The following is a 22,789-nucleotide window of genomic DNA, read 5'->3' on the forward strand; positions in this document are numbered from 1 at the left end:
CCAGCGCACCGCCACCATCGACCCCGGCGACGGCATGACCTGGCGCGTGGGCTTCTCGCTGCTGCGCCACGTCGTCGACATCTGATCGAACTTCGTCAAGAGGGCCTTGGGGCCGCGCTTACGCTGATCCTGGGTTCGCCTGGACAAAAAAAGAGCACCCGAAGGTGCTCTCTTGGCAGGCTGGAGCCTCAGGCCGCAGCCGCTTCGGCCTTGGGCTTGTCGCCGCTCTTGCCTGCCGGCTGGATGTCCAACTGGACCTGACCTTCGGCATCCACATCGACGGTCAGACGACCACCGTCGACCAGCCGCCCAAACAGCAACTCGTCGGCCAGTGCCTTGCGGATGGTGTCCTGGATCAGGCGCTGCATCGGTCGAGCGCCCATCAGGGGATCGAAACCGCGCTTGGCCAAGTGCTGGCGCAGGGCGTCGGTGAAGGTCACCTCCACCTTCTTCTCGGCCAGTTGCTCTTCCAGTTGCAGCAGGAACTTGTCGACCACCCGCAGGATGATCTCCTCGTCCAGGGAGCGGAAGTTGATGATGGCGTCCAGGCGGTTGCGGAACTCCGGCGTGAACAGGCGCTTGATGTCTCCCATCTCGTCCCCCTGCTCGCGCCGGGTCGTGAAGCCGATGGTGGACTTCTGCATGGTCTCGGCCCCCGCATTGGTCGTCATGATGATGATGACGCTGCGGAAGTCGGCCTTGCGCCCGTTGTTGTCGGTCAGCGTGCCATGGTCCATGACCTGCAGCAGCACGTTGAAGACATCCGGATGCGCCTTCTCGATCTCGTCGAGCAACAGCACCGCATGCGGCTTCTTGGTGATGGCTTCAGTCAGCAGCCCCCCCTGGTCGAAACCCACATAGCCCGGAGGTGCGCCAATCAGCCGACTGACCGCGTGGCGCTCCATGTACTCGGACATGTCAAAGCGAATCAACTCGATGCCCAGGATGTAGGCCAGTTGCTTGGCCACTTCGGTCTTGCCGACGCCGGTGGGGCCGCTGAAGAGGAAGGCCCCGATGGGCTTGTCGGCCCGGCCCAGGCCCGAGCGCGCCATCTTGATGGCGGAGGACAAGGCCTCGACCGCCGGATCCTGTCCGAACACCACGCTCTTGAGGTCACGGTCGAGACTCTTGAGCTTGCCGCGGTCGTCGCTGGACACGTTGGCCGGCGGAATGCGCGCAATCTTGGCGACGATTTCCTCTACCTCGTTGCGAGTGATGGTCTTCTTCTGCTTGCTCTTGGGCAGCACGCGCTGGGCTGCACCGGCTTCGTCGATGACGTCGATCGCCTTGTCGGGCAGGTGTCGATCATTGATGTACTTGGCCGACAACTCGGCCGCAGCCTGGAGCGCGCCCAGAGCGTACTTGACGCTGTGGTGCTCCTCGAAGCGGGACTTGAGCCCCTTGAGGATCTCCACCGTCTGCTCCACCGAAGGCTCCACGACATCCACCTTCTGGAAGCGGCGCGACAGGGCCGCGTCCTTCTCGAAGATGCCGCGATATTCCTGGAAGGTGGTGGCGCCAATGCACTTCATCGCGCCACTGGACAGAGCGGGCTTGAGCAGGTTGCTGGCATCGAGCGTGCCGCCAGAAGCCGCACCGGCACCGATCAGCGTGTGGATCTCGTCGATGAACAGAATGGCCTTGGGTTGTTCCTTGAGCTGCTTGAGCACGCCCTTGAGCCGTTGCTCGAAATCGCCGCGGTACTTGGTGCCCGCCAGCAAAGCCCCCATGTCCAGCGCATAGACGATGGCATCGGAGAGCACCTCTGGCACGTCCCCTTCGGTGATGCGCCAAGCCAGCCCCTCGGCAATGGCGGTCTTGCCCACGCCGGCCTCGCCCACCAGCAGCGGATTGTTCTTGCGACGGCGGCAGAGAACCTGGACCACACGCTCCACTTCGGATTCCCGTCCGATCAGCGGATCGATCTTGCCTTCCTTGGCCTGCTGGTTGAGGTTGGTGGTGAATTGCTCCAGCGGGGAACCCTTGCCCTCGCCGGCGTCTTCCTTCTCGCCCTCAGGCGCCCCGCCCTCGTTGCCACCCTTGGCAGGCTCGGGGGGGTCGGACTTCTTGATGCCGTGAGCGATGAAGTTCACCACGTCCAGCCGGGTCACGCCCTGCTGGTGCAGGTAGTAGACCGCGTGGGAATCCTTCTCGCCGAAAATGGCCACCAGCACGTTGGCGCCGGTCACTTCCTTCTTGCCACCGCCGGTGGACTGCACATGCATGATGGCGCGCTGGATCACCCGTTGGAAGCCGAGTGTCGGCTGGGTGTCGACTTCATCCGTCCCGCCCACAGTCGGCGTGTTCTCACGGATGAAGGCCACCAGGCTCTTGCGCAGATCCTCGATGTTGGCTGCGCAGGCGCGCAGCACCTCTGCGGCGGAGGGATTGTCCAGCAGCGCGAGCAACAGGTGCTCCACGGTGATGAACTCATGGCGCTGCTGTCGGGCCTCGACGAAGGCCATGTGCAGGCTAACTTCAAGTTCTTGCGCGATCATGCGGCCTCCATAATGCATTGAAGCGGATGTCCGGAGCGGCGTGCTGCAGCGAGCACCAGTTCGACCTTGGTCGCGGCAATGTCCTTGCTGAACACGCCACACACCGCACGCCCCTCATGGTGGATCTTCAACATGATTTGGGTGGCGGCCTCAAGATCAAGCCTGAAATATTCCTGCAGCACCATCACCACGAACTCCATCGGGGTGAAGTCGTCGTTCAGCATGACCACCTGGTACATGCGGGGAGGACGCGTACGCTGTGCCTTGCGCTCGGCCACGACCGAGCCCTGCCCGTCCTCGGGCTTGGGCGTCGAAGCCCCCCCAGGGGGCGAGGAAGGTCGGTTCGAAGGCATGAATTCAGTATAGCCACTTGATAGCCCGTTCACACTGGTAGGGAATGGTCCGCGGAACCAGCCTCTCTCAAGCCCCAAAAAGTGACACATTGCAAGCGCAGTTCGCATGCGCGTGACATCTCATCACCTTGCACGAAACCCAGGTACCTCAAGCGATTGACACATGAGCGTCAAGTGCCAAAAATTGTCATTAATAAAAGCCTGAAAAAGGCCAAAGGAGGAAATGCGATGGAAGCCATTGGCACTGTGAAATGGTTCAACGACGCCAAGGGTTTTGGCTTCATCGAGCCGGAGAGCGGCGGGGGCGACGTGTTCGCCCACTTCTCCGCGATTCAGATGGATGGGTTCAGAACCCTGAAGCAAGGCGGGAAAGTGCGCTTCGAGCTCGTCCAAGGCCCCAAGGGACAGATGGCGCAGAACATCCGGCCGCTTGAAGAGCCGGTTCGTTCCTGAACTGAGCAAGAAGCCCCACGCTCACCCCCAGAAGGCAAAAGCCCGGCACCGCTTGCGCGGCACCGGGCTTTTCTGTCTCTGGAGGAGGCCCGCCTTGTGGGCGGGCACACGAGATCACATGTTCTCGATCATCACCTGACCGAAACCGGAGCAGGACACCTGGGTCGCACCGTCCATCAGACGGGCAAAGTCATAGGTGACCTTCTTGCTCAGGATGGACTTCTCCATGGAAGCGACGACCAGATCAGCCGCTTCGGTCCAACCCATGTGGCGCAGCATCATCTCAGCCGAAAGAATCTCGGAACCCGGGTTCACGTAGTCCTTGCCGGCGTACTTCGGCGCAGTGCCGTGCGTGGCCTCGAACATGGCCACCGAGTCGCTCAGGTTGGCGCCCGGAGCGATGCCGATGCCGCCGACTTGGGCAGCCAGCGCGTCAGAGATGTAGTCGCCGTTCAGGTTCAGCGTAGCGATCACCGAGTACTCGGCCGGACGCAGCAGGATCTGCTGCAAGAAGGCATCCGCGATCGAGTCCTTGATCACGATGTCCTTGCCGGTCTTCGGGTTCTTGAACTTGCACCACGGGCCGCCGTCGATCAGCTCGGCGCCGAACTCCTTTTGGGCCAGGGCGTAGCCCCAATCACGGAAGCCACCTTCGGTGAACTTCATGATGTTGCCCTTGTGGACCAGGGTCACGCTGGGCTTGTCATTGTCGATCGCGTACTGGATGGCCTTGCGCACCAGACGTTCGGTCCCTTCGCGCGAGACCGGCTTGATGCCGATGCCCGAAGTTTCCGGGAAACGGATCTTCTTGACACCCATCTCCTCGATCAGGAACTTGATGACCTTCTTGGCCTTCTCGGTCTCGGCTTCCCACTCGACACCAGCGTAGATGTCCTCCGAGTTCTCACGGAAGATCACCATGTCGATCTTCTCGGGCGCCTTGACAGGCGACGGAACGCCCTTGAAGTACTGCACCGGACGCAGGCAGACATACAGGTCCAGTTCCTGGCGCAGCGCCACGTTCAGAGACCGGATGCCACCGCCCACGGGGGTGGTCAGCGGGCCCTTGATCGACACCACGTAGTCGCGCAGGACTTCCAGCGTCTCGGCCGGCAGCCAGACATCTGGGCCGTAGACCTTGGTGGACTTCTCGCCCGCATAGATCTCCATCCAGTGGATCTTGCGTGCGCCACCGTATGCCTTGGCCACAGCGGCATCCACCACCTTGATCATCACCGGGGTGATGTCAAAGCCCGTGCCGTCACCTTCGATATAGGGAATGATCGGGTTATTCGGCACATTGAGCGAGAAGTCCGTGTTGACGGTGATCTTCTGCCCACCCTCGGGCACTTTGATGTGCTGGTACATGTCGCTAGGCTCCAGGCGTCGTTATGAAAAGATGTTCCAGAGTCTGAAATTCTAGTTCAGACGGACTGTCTTTCGGCTGACGTTCGCACGCAAGATCCTGCAGATGCTGCAGTGGCACGAATCCATCAGGAAATGCAGTAGGCGGCGACCCTCATCCAGAGGTCGTGACCCAGTGCCCACGCAGAGGCGGCGGTCAGGGCCACTCCAGACAGCCGGACCACCCAGGACATGACGCCAGCCTCGACCAGATTGGCACGCCCTCCCAGCCAGCGCACGAAAAGCGCCGGCACGGTCCCCAGCGCCACCGAGGACCCCAGAGCAAAGACCGTCATCACGGCAGCCCCGCCAACGGGCCCATTCGCCAGAGCGGCGACCACAAGCGCCGACTGGAGAAGACCGCAGGGCCAGGCGACCCACAGGGCGCCCATGCCCAAGGCTTTGCCCGGCCCCCGAACGACCTGCCAGCCATCCGACATGGCGGTCGAGCGCAGCCCACCACGCCCGAGCCGGTCCAGCCAGGCCGGTTGCCGCCCGGTGAACATCAGCCAGATACCCAATGCGAGGGCCGCCATGTGCGCCAAGCCCCACAGGGGACGCAGCGCAGGGCTCAGCCGCCCGAGTTCGCCCAGCGCAGAGACGCTTGACGCAGCAAGCGCGCCCGCCGCGGCATACCCCAGCACCCGCCCCACATGGAAGCCGGCCCAGGCGGAACGACCACCGCCGCAAACCCCCACCACCGCAGCGCTGGACGCACCACACATGGCCACGCAATGGACCGTACCCGCCAGCCCCATCATCAGGGCACTGAAGATCAACGCATAGTTCACCTTCAGATGATGCGCGAGAAACGCTCCCTGACCTTGTCTGCCTGGAGATGTTTGTCAAAGGCCATGGCGATGGCTCGGACAAAGAACCAGCCGCGGGCCGTGACCTGAAGCGCCGCAGGCTCTCGCACGACAAGCCCCATGGCCTCGTAGGGCGCGAGGGACTCCAGCTCGGTCCGGAAGTACTCCGGCACCTTGATCAGGTGGGACAGCTCGATCGACTCGAACTCCAGACGCCCCTGGCACATCAGGGCCATGATGACCGCCCGCCGAAGCAGGTCGTCGCGCGTCAGCGCCAGCCCGCGGACGATCGGGAACTGCCCCTGGCGCACCGCGTCGTAGTACTCGGGCAAAGTTTTGGCATTCTGGCTGTAGGTCGCCCCCATGCGCCCGATGGCGGAGACCCCCAGACCAATCAGATCGCAATCGGGCTGCGTGCTGTAGCCCTGGAAGTTCCGGTGCAGACGCCCCTGCCGCTTCGCAGCCGCCAGCGCGTCGCCAGGCAAGGCGAAGTGATCCATGCCGATGTAGGTGTACCCGTCGGACAGGAAGCCGGCGATCGCGCCGGACAGCATGGTCACCCGGTCCGCCGCACTCGGCAACTCCGCCGGATCGATGCGCCGCTGGGGTTTGAACCGCTGCGGCAGATGGGCGTAGGCATACAGGGCGATCCGATCCGGCCTCAACTCACCCACCAGGCGGATGGTCTGAGCGAACGACTCCGGGTTCTGCTTGGGCAGGCCGTAGATCAGGTCGACATTGACGGATTCATATCCCAGCTCGCGCGCGCTGCGGACCAAGTCACGAACGCTCTCGAACGACTGAACGCGGTGCACGGCCTTCTGAACCTCGGCATCGAAGTCCTGCACGCCGAAGCTCAGCCGGTTGAAGCCCAACTGCCGCCAAAAGGCCAGCCGCTCGGCAGAAGCGGTGCGAGGATCGACTTCGATGGAGATTTCCGCCCCCGGTGCCAGCTGAAACGCCCTGCGCAAGGACGCCATCAGACGAGCCAACTCTTCATCGCTGAGAAAGGTGGGCGACCCGCCGCCCAGGTGGAGCTGTGACACCACCTGCGGCTCACCCAGTGTCTTGGCATGCAGGTCGATCTCGAGATCCAGCGCGTCGAGATACTCGCCGGCACGCTCATGGTGCTTGGTAATGACCTTGTTGCAGGCGCAGTAGTAGCAGACCGACTCGCAGAAGGGGATGTGGATGTACAGGGACAGCGGAGGCTTGCCGCCCACCACCGCTCCCTCCGCACGCTGACGCAGGGCGCAGGCATAGTCATGCGCGGTGAACGCCTCCACGAACCGATCTGCTGTCGGATAGGAGGTGTAGCGGGGACCTGGAACGTCGAATTGCCGCAACAAGTCAACCGGCAGCTGCACATCGGCGGAGTCTGAGATCTGAACCATGTCGCCATGGTGCCAGCGGCCCCACACCCGGTCTTGATTTGACTCAAGCAACCACAGATACTGATCGGGACAATTGCGCTCCTGCACCGGGGCTTCCATGGTGCGCCGTACCGTGCCCCATCGCGCAGCGAAGCGGGTGCTTCTTCCATAATGGGCCTATGACCGACGCCACCCAATTGAAACCCGACGCGTTCAAGGTCGCGTGCTCCAGCTGCAATCTGCGCGAACTGTGCTTGCCCGTGGGACTTGCCCGTCCCGACCTGGAAAGACTCGATGCCCTGGTGGCCACGCGCCGCAGCGTGGCACGTGGCGACATGCTGTTCCGTGCTGGAGATGCCTTCCAGTCTCTCTACGCTGTTCGTACCGGCTTCTTCAAGACCTGCGTGTCCTCCGAGGACGGTCGCGATCAGGTGACTGGTTTCCAGATGGCCGGGGAGTTGCTCGGGCTGGATGGCATCAGCAACGACCGCCACTCTTGCGACGCCGTGGCCCTGGAGGATTCCCAGGTCTGCATCATTCCCTACGGTCAGCTGGAGTCCCTGTCACGTGAGTTCACTGACCTTCAGCATCAGTTCCACAAGATCATGAGCCGCGAGATCGTTCGCGATCACGGCGTGATGCTGCTGCTGGGAAGCATGCGGGCCGAAGAGCGGCTGGCTGCCTTCCTGATGAACCTGACCCAGCGCCTGCAGGCACGAGGCTTCTCAGCCTCCTCGCTGATCCTGCGAATGACCCGGGAAGAGATCGGGAGCTACCTGGGGCTCAAACTTGAAACCGTCAGTCGCACGTTTTCGAAATTCCAGGACGATGGCCTGCTTGAGGTGAAGCAGCGCCATATCCGCATCATCGACCAAGACGGTCTTCAGCAGTTGATCAACGGCGCACACTGCTGAAACACTCTACGGCCCAAGCCATCGGGAGATCGCTTGGGCCGAGAGACATCGGCGATCCCTCAAGCAAGGTGCGCCACATCCTTGCGTTCAGAGTCCGTGCCCGGCGGCAAGCTCAGCAGCTGCGTCAGCGCTGCGGCAATGGAGATCACCGCCCAAAAGATGAGGAAGGTGGCGGAGTAGATCGCAGACAAGCTCCAGTCAACGCGGTCAGCGCCGAACCAGTGCAACTCGGCTGGATCCACCACGACGAAGACCAGCGCCTCAGCGACCCCAGCCATCAGAAAGGCTGGCCAAAGGACACACAGCGCCCTGACCGAGCACATGCGGGTGGATTCAGGCATGGCAACACTCCTCCCAAACAGGGTTGAAGGACACCTGGTTGCCGTGGCGGGGCATCACAGCCCCTCAAATTCAAGGTTCCTGCTTCGGCGTCGCCGCATGGTTGCGGGCGGCAAGCGCGGGCGTCATGCTATCCACCCCATCATGAACCTCGGAAGCCCCACCCGACTCATCCTTCAGCAGCACAGGATCGGCGCCCCGAACAGCCACCACGGCAGAGATGATGCTGGCGACCACCACCGCCAGGGGGCCGGAGATCACCAGCCACACCATGGGGTGACGCCACCACGGCTTTTGCGAATCCTGAGCCTGAGGCGCAACACTGACAACAGGGGAAACTTCGGATGCCGACATGTCTGAATTCCTCAAATGGCGCTCAACGGGGCACCATGAAGGTGGATTTCTCCTCCACCAGAACAGGGTGCGTCTTGTCGTCATGCGCCAAGCGCTCGACGTCAAACTGGATGCTGTGCATGCCGTTGCCCACCTGCTGTGCCGCCTCAAAGGGGATCTGCGCGCTCACGGTGATCCACCGTGCCTCGGCAGGGTCAAGTTCGAACGCAGCGGGCCCGGCAATCATGATTCCCGGCAGGCCGCGAACAGCAAGCTGGTACTTCTGCTTCTCTTCCGCGGAGTTCATGATCTGGATGCGGTAGACATTCTCGACACGACCATCGTCAACGATGCGTGCCAGAGAAGCGCGATCCCGCACGACATCCACGCGGAAGGGGCTACGCAGATAAATGCTCAGCACGAATGCAGAAACGATAGCGATCAGAATCGCCGTATAGATCAATACACGTGGGCGGAGTATGCGTCGAATCATCGACCCTCGATCCAGGTGCTGATCCAGACCATTTTCGGTCGCGTAGCGGATCAAGCCCTGCTGGTACCCCATCTTGTCCATGATGCCATTGCAGACATCGATACAGGCCGCGCAACCGATGCACTCGTACTGCAGTCCCTTGCGAATGTCGATGCCCGTGGGACACACCTGCACACACAGCCCGCAGTCGACACAAGAGCCCAACCCCAGCTTGGCGGGATCGGCCTTCTTGGAGCGCGCACCACGGGGCTCACCACGCTCCGTGTCATAGCTGATGATCAGCGTATCCCGGTCGAACATCACGCTCTGGAACCGGGCATAGGGGCACATGTACTTGCAGACCTGCTCGCGCATGTAGCCTGCATTGCCGTACGTGGCAAAGCCGTAGAACAGGACCCAGAACCATTCCCAGGGCCCGAAACTCAGTGTCAGCGCCTCATGACCCAGCACACGGATCGGGGTGAAGTAGCCCACGAAAGTGAAGCCCGTCCACAGGCCGAAAACGATCCAAGCGATCTGCTTGCCACTTCTGCGCAGCAGCCGCTCCAAGGTCCAGGGCCCCTGATCCAGGCGCATGCGCTGGGCACGGTCCCCTTCGAACTTCTGTTCGAACCACATGTAGATCTCGGTGTAGACCGTCTGGGGACAGGCGTAACCACACCAGAGCCGCCCTGCCACCGCCGTGAAGAGAAACAGGCTGTAGGCAGAAACAATCAAAAGACCCGTCAGATATATGAAATCCTGAGGGTAAAGAACCATCCCGAAGATATAGAACCTGCGGGCACCCAAGTCGAACAAAATCGCTTGGCGGTCATTCCAACTCAACCAGGGCAGTCCATAAAACAGAATCTGCGTGAGCCAGACCAATCCCCAACGCCAGGTGGCAAACCACCCCGTGACGCTGCGGGCATAGATTTTCCGAGACTTCTGGTAAAGCGATACCACCTCCGCCACACTGTCTTTGCCAGTCTCTGGCGCTTGCCCAACGGGAGAAGAAGAAATAGGGGTGGTGGTATCGCTCATGCTGTTACTTTAGCTCACTGAGCTGCGACCTTCGTGTTCTGAGACAAATTCCAGACGTAGGCCGTCAGCACCTTGATCTGCTCAGGGGTGAAACGCTGCCCTTGCGGCGGCATCACATTGGTCTTGCCGTGGTTGACCATGGCCATCACGGCATCTTCACCCCAGCCATGCAGCCAGATCTTGTCGGTCAGATTGGGTGCTCCCACCACCGGGTTGCCCTTGCCTTCCGGACCATGGCAGGCCGCACAGACCACGAACTTGGGCTTGCCCAGTTGAGCCGCCACCGAGTTATTGGGGCTGCCCGACAGGCTCAGCGCATAGTTGGCCACATTGCGCACATCCTCGGGGGTGCCCACCGCGGGCGCCATCACCGGCATCACGCCCTGGCGACCGTTGATGATGGTCTTCTCGATGTACTCGGGGCTGCCGTCGCCGCCCAGCCAGTCCTTGTCGGTCAGGTTGGGAAAGCCCTTGCTGCCGCGAGCATCCGCGCCGTGGCATTGCGCGCAGTTGTTGACGAACAGGCGCTCGCCAATCGCCATCGCCTGCGGATTCTTGGCCAGATCGGCGGCAGCCAGGTTGGCGAAGCTGGCGTACACCGGCGCCATGGTGGCGCGCGCCTTCTCGTTCTCAGCCTGCAATTGCCCCACGGCCGTCCACTGCAGCGTGCCCTTGCTTGAGCCCAAGCCGGGGTAGAGCGCCAGGTACACCGCGGCAAACACCACGGTGATCACAAACAAGCCCATCCACCAGCGAGGCAGCGGGTTGTTCATCTCCTTGAGGTCCTCGTCCCAGACGTGGCCCGTGCTGTTGTCTTCGGCCATCACCTTCCGGCGGCTGGCGATGATCAGCAAAGCCAGGCAGAAGACGAGACCCCCAATCACGATGGCCGCGATGTAAACGGACCATCCGATGTTGAAAAAGTCACTCATTCCATTCTCCAGTGGCGGAGGCGGTCGCCCGCCCCTTCACACATCATTTGTGGGTGGACGTCGAGCCGGGCGCGTCGTCATCCAGGAATGGCAGTTGGGCCGCTTCGTCGAAGGCGGACTGACGCCGCCGACTCCAGGTCCACACCATCAGCCCGATGAACAGCAGCAAGGACACGAGGGTCACGATGCTGCGCAGCGAGTTCAGATCAATCGACATGCTCTCGGCTCCTTGTCATCACTTGCGGGCGGTGCCCAGGACCTGCAGATAGGCCACCAGGGCGTCCATCTCGGTCTTGCCCTTGACCTCTTCGCCGGCAGCGCCGATCTCAGCCTCGGTGTAGGGCACGCCCACCTTGCTCAGGGCAGCCATCTTGGGGCCGATGGCGGCCGGATCCAACTGGTTGTTGTTGAGCCAGGGGAAGGACGGCATGTTGGACTCAGGCACCACATCACGCGGATTGTTCAGGTGCACACGATGCCATTCGTCGCTGTAGCGACCACCCACGCGCTGCAGATCCGGACCCGTGCGCTTGCTGCCCCACTGGAACGGGTGGTCGTAGACGAACTCGCCAGCGACCGAGTACGGGCCATAGCGCAGGGTCTCTGCACGGAAGGGACGCACCATCTGCGAGTGGCAGTTGTAGCAACCCTCGCGGAGGTAGATGTCCCGGCCAGCCAGCTGCAGCGGGGTGTAGGGCTTGAGGCCCGGCACCGGCTGGGTGGTGGAATGCTGGAAGAACAGGGGGACGATCTCGACCAGACCACCGAACGCCACGGCGATCAGGATCAGGACGATCATCAGGAAGTTACTGGTCTCGATCTTCTCGTGACCAGATGGCTTGTGTTGGCTCGCCATGTGTTGTTCTCCTTCAAACTCAGGCGTGAGCGGCCACCGCCGGGATCGGCGTCGGCACGGCACGGCCATTGGCGACAGTCATGATCGTGTTCCAGGCCATGATCAGCATGCCCGTCAGGTACAGCAGACCGCCGCACACACGAATCACGTAGAACGGATAGGTGGCCTTGACCGATTCGACAAAGCTGTAGACCAGCGTGCCGTCCGGGTTCACCGCGCGCCACATCAGACCCTGCATCACGCCGGCAATCCACATGGCGGCGATGTACAGCACGATGCCGATGGTGGCGATCCAGAAGTGCAACTCAATCGCACGGGTGCTGTACATGCTCTTGCGGCCGAACATGCGGGGGATCAGGTGGTACAGGGCGCCGATGGACACCATGCCCACCCAGCCCAGGGCACCGGAGTGCACGTGGCCGACGGTCCAGTCCGTGTAGTGCGACAGGGCATTCACGGTCTTGATCGACATCATCGGACCTTCGAAGGTCGACATGCCGTAGAACGACAGGGACACGATCAGGAACTTCAAGATCGGGTCGTCACGCAGCTTATGCCATGCACCCGACAGGGTCATGATGCCGTTGATCATGCCACCCCAGGAGGGAGCCAGCAGGACCAGCGAGAAGATCATGCCCACCGATTGCGCCCAGTCGGGCAGCGCGGTGTAGTGCAGGTGGTGGGGGCCGGCCCACATGTAGGTGAAGATCAGGGCCCAGAAGTGCACGATCGACAGGCGATACGAGTACACCGGACGCTCAGCCTGCTTGGGGATGTAGTAGTACATGATCCCCAGGAAGCCAGCGGTCAGGAAGAAACCCACCGCATTGTGGCCATACCACCACTGGACCATCGCATCCTGGACACCCGCATAGGCGGAGTAGGACTTCATCGGCCACAGGGTGACAGGCACCTCAGCGCTGTTGACGATATGCAGCAGGGCCACGGCGATGATGAAGGCACCGAAGAACCAGTTGGCCACATAGATGTGGCGCACCTTGCGGATGCCGATGGTGCCGAAGAACACCACCGCATAGGACACCCACACCACCGCGATGGCGATGTCGATCGGCCACTCCAACTCGGCGTACTCCTTGCCGCTGGTCATGCCCAGCGGCAGGGTCACCACCGCAGACAGCACGATCAGGTTCCAGCCGATGAAGGTGAACCAGGCCAGCTTGGGCAGGAACAGAGCGGTCTGGCAGGTGCGCTGGACCACGTGATAGCTGGTGGCAAAAAGCACCGAGCCGCCAAATGCAAAGATCACAGCATTCGTGTGCAGCGGCCGCAGGCGACCATAGGTCAACCAGGGGATGCCGTTGATGAGCTCAGGCCACGCCAACTGGGACGCGACGATCACTCCTACCAGCATCCCTACGATGCCGTACAACACCGCGACGAGGGCGAACCCCCTCACCACGGCGTCTGTGTATGCCGGTTGCGCCGGCGCGGAACTATTTGCCATCGGAAGGCCTCCTTCTTATCGAGACTCTTGACTCACTGAGACGGGTTGGATTGTTTTTGAACACCCTGACGGGGCGCTTGATCGTCATCAACGACGGTCGCGTCCTGTTGCAGGATCCGCTCACCTTCGCGCTCCAGGTCGTCAAACTGGCCACGGTGCAGCGCCCAGCCGAACACGCCGATGATCACCAGCACCAGCACGGCGGAGAGGGGTATCAGCAGGTAGAGAATGTCCATCGGATCGCGCGCAAACAGATGAGGGGGATGCCGGGAAACTCTCAACGACCGATTCGCCAGGAGTTGCCCACCACCAACAGTGAACTCAGGGCCATGCCCAGCCCGGCCCCCCAGGGGGGCAGGTAACCCAGCATGGCCAGCGGAATGCAGGCGGCGTTGTACAGCGCAGCCCAAGCCAGGTTCTGGCGCACCACCCGCATGGCCTGGCGCGCCAGACGCCGAGCCAGCAACACATCCTCGAACCGGTTCGACACGATCACCGCATCGGCATGGGCGCGAGACACCAATGCCCCCTGCCCCATGGCGAAGGACACGTTGGCACGCGCCAGAACAGGGGCATCGTTGATACCGTCTCCCACCATCCCGACGATCTCCCCGCCCGCCTGCGCCGCCGCCAGCACGTCGCGCTTCAGATCGGGCGTCGCATCCCCATGGACTTCCCGGATCCCCAGCGGCTGGGCCATCTTCTGGACACGCTCACTGACATCACCAGACAGCAGCCCCACCTGGACACCATCGGCCTGCAGGGCCGCCAGCGCCGCGGGCACCCCCGGCCGGAGCTGCTCGTCAAACTCAAAGCGAGCCAGCGGCTGTCCCGGCCGCCCGAAGTAGACGCAAGGCGCACTGCCGTCCACAGCGACAAAGTCACCTTCTTCACCAGCCCCGCCGCCACGCACCCAGGACAACGCCCCCAGGCGCCACGGCGCACCGTGCTCATCCGTTCCCTCCAGGCCGGCCCCGGGCTGCTCAGCGACCCGCCGCCAGACCGCCCGCGTGCCTGAAGCCTCGGCAGAGGCCAGGGCTTGTGACAGCGGGTGGGTTGACCAAGTGGCCAGCGAGGCCGCCAGGCGCATCAACTCCCGCTCGTCCGCTGCGTCTCCCTGAAGAACCACGGTGCGCACCCACTGCGGGCGCTCCTCGGTCAGCGTGCCCGTCTTGTCGGTATAGAGCCGGCTCATGGAGGCCAAGGCCTCCAGCGCATCCAGGCGCTGAACCATCACGCCTTTACGGGCCAACGCACCGGCCGCGGCCACCAGCGCAGAAGGCGCTGCCAGAGACAGGGCACAAGGGCAGGTGACGATCAGCACCGACACCACCACCCAGACGGCGCGGGACGGCTCGATCCACGCCCAAACCAGGCCCGAGCCCAGGGCCAAGGCCAGCACCGTCCACAGAAAGGGTCCCGCCCATGCATCCGCCCAGCGCGCCAGGGCAGGCCGCTGGCTCATGGCATCCCGCATCATGGCCACGATGGCTTCATGCCGGGTGTCCGCCCCCACCCGCTCAACCTGCATCGTCACGGGCGCAGACAGATTCATGCTGCCGGCCACCACCTCATCGCCCGCCCGCTTGTCGACCGGGCGGGACTCCCCAGTCAAAAGAGACTCGTCCGCCTGGGTGCTTCCCTGCTCCAACCGACCATCGGCAGGAAAGGCCGCCCCCACAGGCACCCGCACGCGATCCCCCCGTGCCAGGCGCAACACGCTGACGGTCTCGACCGCGTCATCGCGGCCCACCAGCCGAAGGGCAGTTTCCGGCATGCCCGACAGCGTGTCCTCAAGTGACTCAGCGGCGCGATGCCGGGCCGACATCTCCAAGAAGCGCCCCGCCAGCAAGAAGCTGACGAACATGGTGAGCGAGTCGAAATAGACCTCATGCCCGAAGGGCCCCTGTGGGTCGAAGGTGGCTCCAGAACTGGCCACGAAGGTGACCAGCAGCCCCAGTGCCACCGGAATGTCCATGCCAATCCGACGACTGCGCAGGCTGGCCCACGCGCCCTTGAAGAAGGCTCCTGCCGAGAAGGCCATCACCGGGATGGACACCAGCCAGCTCGCCCAGTTCAGCAACTGCCGCAAGTCGGGCGCGAGCTCGTTGCCATGCGCCACGTAGCTGGGCGTCGCGAACATCATCACCTGCATGGCACAGAAGCTGGCCACGAAGACGCGCCAGAGGGCCTGCCGCCGTTCCTTGCGCCGCAATTCGCGGGCCGAGGCCGCCGCATCCGGCACCGCATCGTAGCCCGCGCCCCGGATGGCCCGCACCATGGCAGAAGGCGATGTCCGGGCGGGGTTCCAGCGCACCATGGCGCGGCGGGATGCGGAGTTCACGCTGGCCTCCTCCACACCCGGCACGGCGCTCAACGCCGATTCGATGATCCCTGCGCACGCCGCGCAGTACATTCCGCTCAGCTGGAACGCCGACTCGGCGTGACGCCGACCATCGGCCTCTTCCGTCCAGCGGGTGAATCGCTGCTGCTCGATCGGATCATCCAGCACGTCCAGATCGCTGGCATGCAGAGATTCCGGAAGAGGCGAGGCAACGGCGGCGTTCATGAGGGGCGGAGACACGATCCAATGTCAGCCGCCCAGCGGGCAGCAGCGTTTCAGCATGTTAGGGCCAACAGACACACCAGAAATGACATTGATCAAGCGTAATCTCATCGCATGGAGCGCAATGCTGGGCCTGCTGGGGGTTTTCCCCCATAACGCCAAGGCCCAGGATGCTCAAAACCTGCCGACCCAGACCTTGTCCGCCGGCATGTACAACATCGTGGCCCAGGTGGCCCGAACCCCCCAGCAGCGGGAAATCGGACTGATGTTCCGAAAGGCCATGGCGCCCCACGAAGGGATGCTGTTCGTCTTCGAGGAGCCGGCCACCCAGTGCTTCTGGATGAAGAACACCCTGATCCCGCTGTCGGCAGCCTTTGTCGCCAGCGATGGGACCATCGTGAACATCGAAGACATGGCCCCCCAGACCGAAAACTCGCACTGCTCCCGCAAGCCTGTCCGGTTTGTGCTGGAAATGAACCAGGGCTGGTTCGCCAAGCGAGGGTTGAAGGCCGGCGCCCATCTGTCCGGTGCCGTCTTTGGCGGCAATTGACCTGGTTCGGACCGGAAAATGAAAAGGCCGGCGAAAGCCGGCCTTTGGCAGGTGTGCTGAGAAAAATCAGCCGGCGAAGTTCGCTTCCGCGAATGACCAGTTCACCAGGCTGTTCAGGAAGGTCTCCACGAACTTGGGACGCAGATTCCGGTAGTCGATGTAGTAGGCGTGCTCCCACACATCGATGGTCAGCAGCGGCTTGTCGCCGGTGGTCAGCGGGGTGCCGGCGGCGCCCATGTTGACGATGTCCACCGAGCCGTCAGCCTTCTTCACCAGCCAGGTCCAGCCCGAACCGAAGTTGCCCACGGCGCTCTTGGTGAAAGCTTCCTTGAAAGCTGCGTAGGAACCCCACTTGGCGTTGATCGCCGCAGCCAGGGCGCCAGAAGGCTCGCCGCCACCGTTCTTCTTCAGGCAGTTCCAGAAGAAGGTGTGATTCCAGATCTGCGCAGCATTGTTGTAGACGGGACCGGCCGACTTCTTGACCACGTCCTCCAGAGGCAAGCCGGCGAATTCGGTGCCACCGATGAGGTTGTTGAGGTTCACGACATAGGCGTTGTGGTGCTTGCCGTAGTGATATTCCAGGGTTTCCCGGCTCATGTGAGGGGTCAGGTCATCCAGGCCGAACGGCAGCGGCGGCAGAGTGTGTTCCATGCAATTTCCTTTCGAGGATGGTTCAACAGGCGCGTGACCCGCCGAATCCGGAGTCAACAGAATCCGATTTCATTGTAGGCACGGGCGATCAACCCCGCGTGGGCCTGGGAGGAACCGGCGGACCGCTCGGCACCAGATCCACGGCGGTGACATGTGCCTGGGCGACCCCATCGGCCCACACTGCACGAACGCCCTCCCCCACCACCAAAGACGCCGCCGACACAACCGGCCGCCCGTCACTGCCCTCGATCCAGGCATAACCGCGCGACAGCACACCCCTGGGATCCGCCGCTCTCAACCTGGCCTCTCGCAGGCCCAGGTCGTGCGACGCTCCCAGCAAGGTGCGCTCGACCACACGCTGCCAGCGCTGCTGTCGATCTGCAAACTGCCGGTCCAGCCGTTGGCGCTCCCCTTGCAGGGCGCCAGACAGCCGCTGCTGAGCCATACGCAGGCGATCGCCCTGGGACTGGAGCGCACGGCGGGGGTCTCGCAGGCGCAACCCCGCCAGATCCAGACGCTGCTCGGCGTCATCAAGGCGCTGATGCACCCGACGGATCATGGCTTGCGCCCGCACCGCCAGCATCTGCAGCAGGTCATCCCGGGCGGGTGACACCAGTTCTGCCGCCGCCGTTGGTGTGGGCGCGCGCAAATCGGCCGCCCAATCGGTCAGGGTGACGTCGGTCTCATGGCCCACGCCGCTGACGATCGGAATGGATGACTGCGCGACAGCCATGACCAGTTGCTCGTCGTTGAAAGCCCACAGGTCTTCCAGGCTTCCTCCACCGCGGCACAGGAGGATCACGTCCGCCTCGGCTCGCGCGTTGGCCAGTGCCAGCGCCCCCCGCAGGGACGCCGGGGCATCACCGCCCTGGACGATCGAAGGATAGAGGATCACCCGGACGTGGGGCGCACGGCGCCTCAGGGTGGTCATGACATCGTGCCAGACCGCGCCACTGCTGGACGTGACCACCCCGACCACCTGCGGATGCGCCGGCAAGGCCCGCTTGCGCAGCGGGTCGAACCAGCCGGCCTGCTCCAGACGCGCCTTCAGGCGAAGGAACTCCTCGTACAACCGGCCAGCCCCTACAGGCTGGAGGGACTCCACCACCAGTTGCAGTTCGCCTCGGGGCTCGTAGACCGACAACCGCCCCCGCACTTCCACCTGCTGCCCATCCCTGGGGAGACTCTGCAGCAGAACCGCCTGCCTGCGGAACATGACGCAGCGCAGTGCAGCGCCGGATCCGTCGCCATCCTTGAGCGAAAAGTAGCAATGCCCACTGGAGGCGCGGGTGAAGCCAGACAGCTCGCCACGCACCGCGACAGCGCTGAACCTGGCGGCCAGGGCATCCGCGACCGCCAGCAGGAGCGCCGCCACGGTCCAGGCCATTGGACGTGTGCCGCCAGCGAGATCCTCAGTCCAGCGTGACAAGATCAAGCCCCCTCGGTCCACAGCAACAGCAGATATCCACCTGCCGGCACCCGCTTCGGAGGGCATTGGCAACAGGCTCCAACAAACGCGTTTTGGTCACAAGTAATTGATTCAGAATGAATTTTCGCCGCCGATTTTTGGGGCAAACTAAGAAAACCCTTGAGGAATCGGGGCCCGAGCACTGATTCAGCAGGCTTACCCACAAAGTTATCCACAGTTCCTGTGGATCCCGATCCAGCGGAAACATGCCGTGGCGTGCAGGCCGCATGCAGGGCGTGAACGGGTGCCGCTTCAGTCCATAATCGCGCCAACTGTTCGCAGGGCCGTGCGCCAGAGGAATCTCGTTGCTGTCCATCTTACAAGCCGCTGGTTGGCCAATCTGGCCGCTGATGTTGTGTTCGGTCGGGGCCCTTGCCCTCATCCTGGAACGCCTGATGACCCTTCGACGCAGCCGCGTGGCGCCGGAGGGATTGATTGACGAAGTGCTCGCGGTGGCCAAGCAGGGCGCACCGAATGCGGACGTGCTCAAAAAACTCTCAGACAACTCCGTCATGGGCAGTGTGCTGGCAGGCGGGCTGCGCGCCTGGGCGTCCGATCCGCGCGCCCCGGAGGCTTCGCTCCGCCAGGCCTTTGAATCCGCCGGGCGTTCCGCGGCGCACCGCCTGGACCGTTACCTCAATGCCATCGCCACCATCGCGTCTGCGGCGCCGCTGCTGGGTCTGCTGGGAACCGTGATCGGCATGATCGAGATCTTCGGCTCTCAAGCTCCGGGCAGTGGCACCAACCCCACCCAGTTGGCCCATGGCATCTCCGTGGCGCTCTACAACACCGCGTTCGGCCTGATGGTCGCCATCCCCTCGCTGATGGCCCACCGCTACTTCCGCAGCCGGGTGAACGACTTCCTGCATGACATGGAACAGGCCAGCGAACGGCTGCTGCAACAGCTGCTGCGGCAGGGCACCCGCTGACTGACTGTTGCTGCCCATGAATTTCCGCGGATCTTCCTCTGATGAACCCGAGATCAACCTGATCCCGTTCATCGATGTGCTGCTGGTGATCCTCATCTTTTTGATGCTGTCCACCACCTACGCCAAATTCACCGAACTGCAGGTGAACCTGCCTTCGGCGGCAGCCGATCCGGTGAAAGAGCGCCCGGCACAGATCATCGTGGCCGTGGCGGCCGATGGCCGCTATGCGGTCGATGGCCAACCGGTGGACGGCCGCGACGTCGACGCCCTGGCCAGTTCGCTGCAGAAGGCCGCAGGGGGGCAGGACCATGCCTTCCTCATCATCTCGGCCGACGCCACCGCGGCCCATCAGTCCGTGATCAACGTGCTGGACGCGGCGCGCCGCGTGGGCCTGAACCGCATCACCTTCGCCGCCCAGCTCCCCGCCCAAGGCAGCACCGCACAGCCGTGAGCCACGTCTCGCCGCTGGCCCTGTGGCTGCAACGGCAGTGGTGGCAATCCCGGCCCAGCTGGGCTGTCTGGCCGCTGCTGCCTTTTTCAGCCCTGTACCTGCTGGTTTCCGGGTGGCAGCGCTGGCTGGGCCATCGATGGGCGCGCCGGCAGACTCCTCTCAGGGCGCCGGTGCTCGTGGTGGGCAACCTCATCGTGGGTGGAGCGGGCAAGACCCCCACGACCATGGCACTGGTGCAGGCCCTGCGTCAACGGGGCTGGCACCCTGGCGTGGTGTCCCGTGGTTACGGCCGCCAGAGTGACACGCTGCTCGAGGTGACGTCGACCACGCCCGCGAACGAAGCTGGCGACGAGCCTCTGCTGATCCATCTGCGCACCGGCGCACCGCTTTGCGTGGGACGGGACCGCCACGCTGCGGCCCAGGCCCTTCTGTCCGCCCATCCCGAGGTCGATTTGCTGGTGGCCGACGACGGACTTCAGCACACGCGGTTGCCCCGAACGGCCTCTGTGGTCGTCTTCGACGCCCGGGGCGCGGGCAATGGCCTGCCTCTGCCGGCCGGCCCCTTGCGGGAGTTGCTGCCTTGCCGCTGGCCCGCACCTTCTCTGACGCCGTGTCAGGTGATCTACAACGCAGAGCGGCCCAGCACCCGCCTGCCTGGGCATTGCGCCCGGCGGCAACTGGCCGGGGCCGTGAGCTTGGCCCAGTGGTGGCAGGGCCTGCCTGCCGATCCAGCTTGCCTGCACACCCTGATCGAACGCTCCCGACAGACTCCACTTCTGGCTTGCGCCGCCATTGCCGAGCCCGAACGCTTCTTTCGACAACTGGAACAGGCAGGCATGTGCATTCGGCGCCTGCCGCTGCCCGATCACGACAGCCTGAACATCGCCCCCTGGCCCGCGGAGGACGTCGACGTTCTGATCACCGAGAAGGACGCCGTCAAGCTCCCCCCGGAGCGTCATCAAGTACGACCCCGGCTGTGGGTGGTGGCGCTAGACTTCCAGCTTCCCGAAGAAGCGATCCACGCGTTGGACCGCGCACTTCGAAACGACTCTTCTTCGCACCCATGACTGCTGACCACCGACTTCTCGACATGCTGGTATGCCCGCTTTGCAAAGGCCCTCTTCAGCTGCGGCGTGACGAGCAGCAACGGCCTGCGGAACTGGTTTGCGCGGCAGATCGGCTGGCCTTTCCCATCCACGATGGCATCCCCATCATGCTGGAGGGCGAAGCCCGCACACTGGCAGCCGAGGAATCGCTGTGAGTTTCACCGTTCTCATTCCAGCCCGCATGGCCTCCTCCAGGTTGCCCGGCAAGCCGCTGGCTGACCTGGGCGGCAAACCCATGGTGGTGCGGGTGGCCGAACGGGCCGCTCAGGCTGGAGCCGTGCAGGTGGTGGTCGCCACCGATGTGGCCGAGGTTGCTCAGGCTTGTGCCGATCATGGCGTGCCGGCGGTGATGACGCGAACAGACCACCAAAGCGGCAGTGACCGGCTGGCAGAGGCTTGCGCAACCCTTGGATTGAGCGACGACCAGATCGTCGTCAATGTGCAGGGTGACGAGCCCCTGATCGATCCTGCCCTGGTTCAGGCCTGCGCAGAACTGCTGGAAAGAAATGGCGATTGCGTTGCGGCCACCGCCGCCCACGCCATCGACTCCGTGGACGAACTGCGCAACCCGAACGTGGTGAAGGTCGTCCTCGACAAGAAGGGCCAGGCCCTCTACTTCAGCCGAGCCAGCATTCCCTGGTGGCGTGACGGCTCAACCCCAGGCGAGCCCCATCTGCCCCCCCAGACCCCTGCCCTGCGACACATCGGACTCTATGCCTACCGGGTCGGTTTCCTGAAGCGCTTCCCCGCACTGGAAGCCGCCCCACTCGAGCAGACAGAGGCACTGGAGCAGCTTCGCATCCTGTGGCATGGCGGCAAGATCGCCGTCTACGTCACCGACACCCCTCCGCCGGCTGGTGTGGACACGCCGGAAGACCTGCTCCGCGTTCAACAACACTACCTGGGGTAAGCCCGCAGATCACACCTCCGGCCGCGTCAGGTCCGTGCAGGTGAGCCCATGCTATCCTGCCCTCAAACAAGGTCAGGCACCTGTCTGGGGCCTGACTTCGCCCACTGCGGCAACAAGAATTCACCATCACGAGGCATTTCCATGCGATTGATTCTTCTGGGCGCGCCCGGCGCCGGCAAAGGAACCCAGGCAGCGTTCATCTGCCAGAAATTCGGCATTCCACAGATCTCCACCGGCGACATGCTGCGCGCAGCCGTCAAGGCCGGCACTGAGCTGGGCTTGGTCGCCAAGAAGGTGATGGACGCAGGCGGCTTGGTCAGCGACGACATCATCATCGGTCTGGTCAAGGAACGCATCGCCCAACCGGACTGCGCCAAGGGCTTCCTGTTCGACGGCTTCCCGCGCACCATCCCGCAGGCAGAAGCCATGAAGGCAGCTGGCGTCAAGCTGGACTACGTGCTGGAAATCGATGTACCCGACGAGGCCATCATCGAGCGCATGAGCGGGCGCCGCGTGCACGTGGCCTCCGGCCGCACCTACCACGTCAAGTTCAATCCGCCGAAGGTTGAAGGCAAGGACGACGCCACCGGCGAAGATCTGGTGCAGCGCCCGGATGACGAGGAAGCCACGGTGTGCAAGCGCCTGGAGGTGTACCACTCTCAGACCAAGCCGCTGGTGGGCTACTACAGCGACTGGGCTGCGACGGGTGACGCCGCTGCGCCGGCCTACCGCAAGATCTCCGGCATGGGCTCGGTGGATGACATCACGTCGCGTGCGATGGGTGCGTTGCAGTAAGAGCCTCTCAAAGCAAAGAAGCGCAAGCCCACCAAACGGTGGGCTTTTTTTTGCCAGCGGCGTTTGCACGCCCGAAAAAAAGGGCCCGCATTGCGGACCCTTTCGGCTGATCAGGAGA

General features: G+C 63.3%; 25 protein-coding genes. 9 read left to right on the forward strand and 16 right to left on the reverse strand.

The window, feature by feature from the left end:
• Positions 1-188: 188 nt before the first annotated feature.
• Together clpA and clpS are read right to left on the reverse strand one after the other, a co-directional pair.
• Positions 189-2,498 (reverse strand): ATP-dependent Clp protease ATP-binding subunit ClpA, encoded by a 2,310-nt coding sequence (gene clpA / locus M0L44_RS20970; RefSeq protein ID WP_252772133.1) that lies wholly within the window; start codon positions 2,496-2,498, stop codon positions 189-191.
• Entirely contained in the window at positions 2,495-2,851 is a 357-nt protein-coding gene (gene clpS, locus M0L44_RS20975) for an ATP-dependent Clp protease adapter ClpS (RefSeq protein ID WP_252772134.1), read from the reverse strand. Before clpS ends, clpA begins: the two co-directional genes overlap by 4 nt.
• 228 nt (positions 2,852-3,079) lie before the next feature.
• Here clpS and M0L44_RS20980 point away from each other — a divergent pair, with 228 nt between their 5' ends.
• Positions 3,080-3,304 carry a cold shock domain-containing protein gene (locus tag M0L44_RS20980; RefSeq protein ID WP_151123101.1) on the forward strand — a complete coding sequence of 75 codons (225 nt, stop codon included), beginning with the start codon at positions 3,080-3,082 and terminating at the stop codon, positions 3,302-3,304.
• Positions 3,305-3,418: 114 nt separating this feature from the next.
• Here the strand turns inward: M0L44_RS20980 and icd are convergent, their stop codons facing one another.
• The 3 genes from icd to hemN form a co-directional block, all read right to left on the reverse strand.
• Complete coding sequence (gene icd / locus M0L44_RS20985) at positions 3,419-4,672, reverse strand: NADP-dependent isocitrate dehydrogenase (RefSeq protein WP_252772135.1); 1,254 nt, start codon at positions 4,670-4,672, stop codon at positions 3,419-3,421.
• Positions 4,673-4,797: 125 nt separating this feature from the next.
• Positions 4,798-5,499 carry a sulfite exporter TauE/SafE family protein gene (locus tag M0L44_RS20990; protein ID WP_252772136.1) on the reverse strand — a complete coding sequence of 234 codons (702 nt, stop codon included), beginning with the start codon at positions 5,497-5,499 and terminating at the stop codon, positions 4,798-4,800.
• Between the two features lie 2 nt (positions 5,500-5,501).
• Positions 5,502-6,911 carry an oxygen-independent coproporphyrinogen III oxidase gene (gene hemN, locus M0L44_RS20995; protein WP_252772187.1) on the reverse strand — a complete coding sequence of 470 codons (1,410 nt, stop codon included), beginning with the start codon at positions 6,909-6,911 and terminating at the stop codon, positions 5,502-5,504.
• 158 nt (positions 6,912-7,069) lie between these two features.
• Between hemN and fnr the strand changes: the two genes are divergently transcribed.
• Positions 7,070-7,804 (forward strand): fumarate/nitrate reduction transcriptional regulator Fnr, encoded by a 735-nt coding sequence (gene fnr, locus M0L44_RS21000; RefSeq protein ID WP_252772137.1) that lies wholly within the window; start codon positions 7,070-7,072, stop codon positions 7,802-7,804.
• Between the two features lie 59 nt (positions 7,805-7,863).
• On the opposite strand, the gene M0L44_RS21005 is transcribed toward fnr, so the two are convergent.
• The 9 genes from M0L44_RS21005 to M0L44_RS21045 all read right to left on the reverse strand — a co-directional run bounded on the left by M0L44_RS21005 (position 7,864) and on the right by M0L44_RS21045 (position 15,814).
• A complete protein-coding gene (locus M0L44_RS21005) occupies positions 7,864-8,145 on the reverse strand; it encodes a hypothetical protein (protein WP_252772138.1) in 282 nt (93 codons plus the stop codon).
• Positions 8,146-8,215: 70 nt separating this feature from the next.
• Complete coding sequence (locus M0L44_RS21010) at positions 8,216-8,497, reverse strand: nitrogen fixation protein FixH (RefSeq protein ID WP_252772139.1); 282 nt, start codon at positions 8,495-8,497, stop codon at positions 8,216-8,218.
• A gap of 22 nt (positions 8,498-8,519) precedes the next feature.
• Positions 8,520-9,992 (reverse strand): cytochrome c oxidase accessory protein CcoG, encoded by a 1,473-nt coding sequence (gene ccoG, locus M0L44_RS21015; RefSeq protein WP_252772140.1) that lies wholly within the window; start codon positions 9,990-9,992, stop codon positions 8,520-8,522.
• A gap of 14 nt (positions 9,993-10,006) precedes the next feature.
• Complete coding sequence (gene ccoP / locus M0L44_RS21020; RefSeq protein ID WP_252772141.1) at positions 10,007-10,924, reverse strand: cytochrome-c oxidase, cbb3-type subunit III; 918 nt, start codon at positions 10,922-10,924, stop codon at positions 10,007-10,009.
• A gap of 43 nt (positions 10,925-10,967) precedes the next feature.
• A complete protein-coding gene (locus M0L44_RS21025) occupies positions 10,968-11,141 on the reverse strand; it encodes a cbb3-type cytochrome oxidase subunit 3 (protein WP_252772142.1) in 174 nt (57 codons plus the stop codon).
• Positions 11,142-11,159: 18 nt separating this feature from the next.
• Positions 11,160-11,780 (reverse strand): cytochrome-c oxidase, cbb3-type subunit II, encoded by a 621-nt coding sequence (ccoO, locus tag M0L44_RS21030; RefSeq protein ID WP_252772143.1) that lies wholly within the window; start codon positions 11,778-11,780, stop codon positions 11,160-11,162.
• A gap of 19 nt (positions 11,781-11,799) precedes the next feature.
• Positions 11,800-13,245, reverse strand: a complete 1,446-nt coding sequence (ccoN, locus tag M0L44_RS21035) for a cytochrome-c oxidase, cbb3-type subunit I (protein WP_252772144.1) — start codon at positions 13,243-13,245, stop codon at positions 11,800-11,802.
• Positions 13,246-13,277: 32 nt separating this feature from the next.
• Positions 13,278-13,481, reverse strand: coding sequence for a cbb3-type cytochrome oxidase assembly protein CcoS (ccoS, locus tag M0L44_RS21040; protein WP_022982560.1), 204 nt, complete (start codon positions 13,479-13,481; stop codon positions 13,278-13,280).
• A gap of 41 nt (positions 13,482-13,522) precedes the next feature.
• A complete protein-coding gene (locus tag M0L44_RS21045) occupies positions 13,523-15,814 on the reverse strand; it encodes a heavy metal translocating P-type ATPase (protein ID WP_252772145.1) in 2,292 nt (763 codons plus the stop codon).
• Positions 15,815-15,896: 82 nt separating this feature from the next.
• Here M0L44_RS21045 and M0L44_RS21050 point away from each other — a divergent pair, with 82 nt between their 5' ends.
• Complete coding sequence (locus tag M0L44_RS21050; RefSeq protein WP_435526452.1) at positions 15,897-16,361, forward strand: DUF192 domain-containing protein; 465 nt, start codon at positions 15,897-15,899, stop codon at positions 16,359-16,361.
• Positions 16,362-16,427: 66 nt separating this feature from the next.
• On the opposite strand, the gene M0L44_RS21055 is transcribed toward M0L44_RS21050, so the two are convergent.
• Positions 16,428-17,012, reverse strand: a complete 585-nt coding sequence (locus tag M0L44_RS21055) for a superoxide dismutase (protein WP_252772146.1) — start codon at positions 17,010-17,012, stop codon at positions 16,428-16,430.
• 88 nt (positions 17,013-17,100) lie between these two features.
• On the reverse strand, positions 17,101-18,399 hold the full coding sequence (gene xseA / locus M0L44_RS21060) for an exodeoxyribonuclease VII large subunit (RefSeq protein WP_252772147.1): 1,299 nt from the start codon (positions 18,397-18,399) through the stop codon (positions 17,101-17,103).
• Positions 18,400-18,785: 386 nt separating this feature from the next.
• On the opposite strand from xseA, the gene M0L44_RS21065 reads away from it, so the two are divergent.
• From M0L44_RS21065 to adk, 6 genes are all read left to right on the forward strand, one after another.
• Positions 18,786-19,409, forward strand: coding sequence for a MotA/TolQ/ExbB proton channel family protein (locus M0L44_RS21065; RefSeq protein ID WP_252772148.1), 624 nt, complete (start codon positions 18,786-18,788; stop codon positions 19,407-19,409).
• 16 nt (positions 19,410-19,425) lie between these two features.
• A complete protein-coding gene (locus M0L44_RS21070; RefSeq protein WP_252772149.1) occupies positions 19,426-19,860 on the forward strand; it encodes an ExbD/TolR family protein in 435 nt (144 codons plus the stop codon).
• A complete protein-coding gene (gene lpxK, locus M0L44_RS21075; protein WP_252772150.1) occupies positions 19,857-20,927 on the forward strand; it encodes a tetraacyldisaccharide 4'-kinase in 1,071 nt (356 codons plus the stop codon). Before M0L44_RS21070 ends, lpxK begins: the two co-directional genes overlap by 4 nt.
• Complete coding sequence (locus M0L44_RS21080) at positions 20,924-21,121, forward strand: Trm112 family protein (RefSeq protein ID WP_252772151.1); 198 nt, start codon at positions 20,924-20,926, stop codon at positions 21,119-21,121. Before lpxK ends, M0L44_RS21080 begins: the two co-directional genes overlap by 4 nt.
• A complete protein-coding gene (gene kdsB / locus M0L44_RS21085; protein WP_252772152.1) occupies positions 21,118-21,876 on the forward strand; it encodes a 3-deoxy-manno-octulosonate cytidylyltransferase in 759 nt (252 codons plus the stop codon). The genes M0L44_RS21080 and kdsB overlap by 4 nt, the downstream gene beginning before the upstream one ends.
• A gap of 141 nt (positions 21,877-22,017) precedes the next feature.
• The gene (gene adk / locus M0L44_RS21090; RefSeq protein ID WP_252772153.1) at positions 22,018-22,671 is read left to right on the forward strand and encodes an adenylate kinase; all 654 of its coding nucleotides are present in this window, start codon (positions 22,018-22,020) and stop codon (positions 22,669-22,671) included.
• Positions 22,672-22,789: the final 118 nt, after the last annotated feature.

The sequence above is a fragment of the Ideonella oryzae genome (assembly GCF_024055665.1).
Lineage (GTDB): Bacteria > Pseudomonadota > Gammaproteobacteria > Burkholderiales > Burkholderiaceae_C > Ideonella > Ideonella oryzae.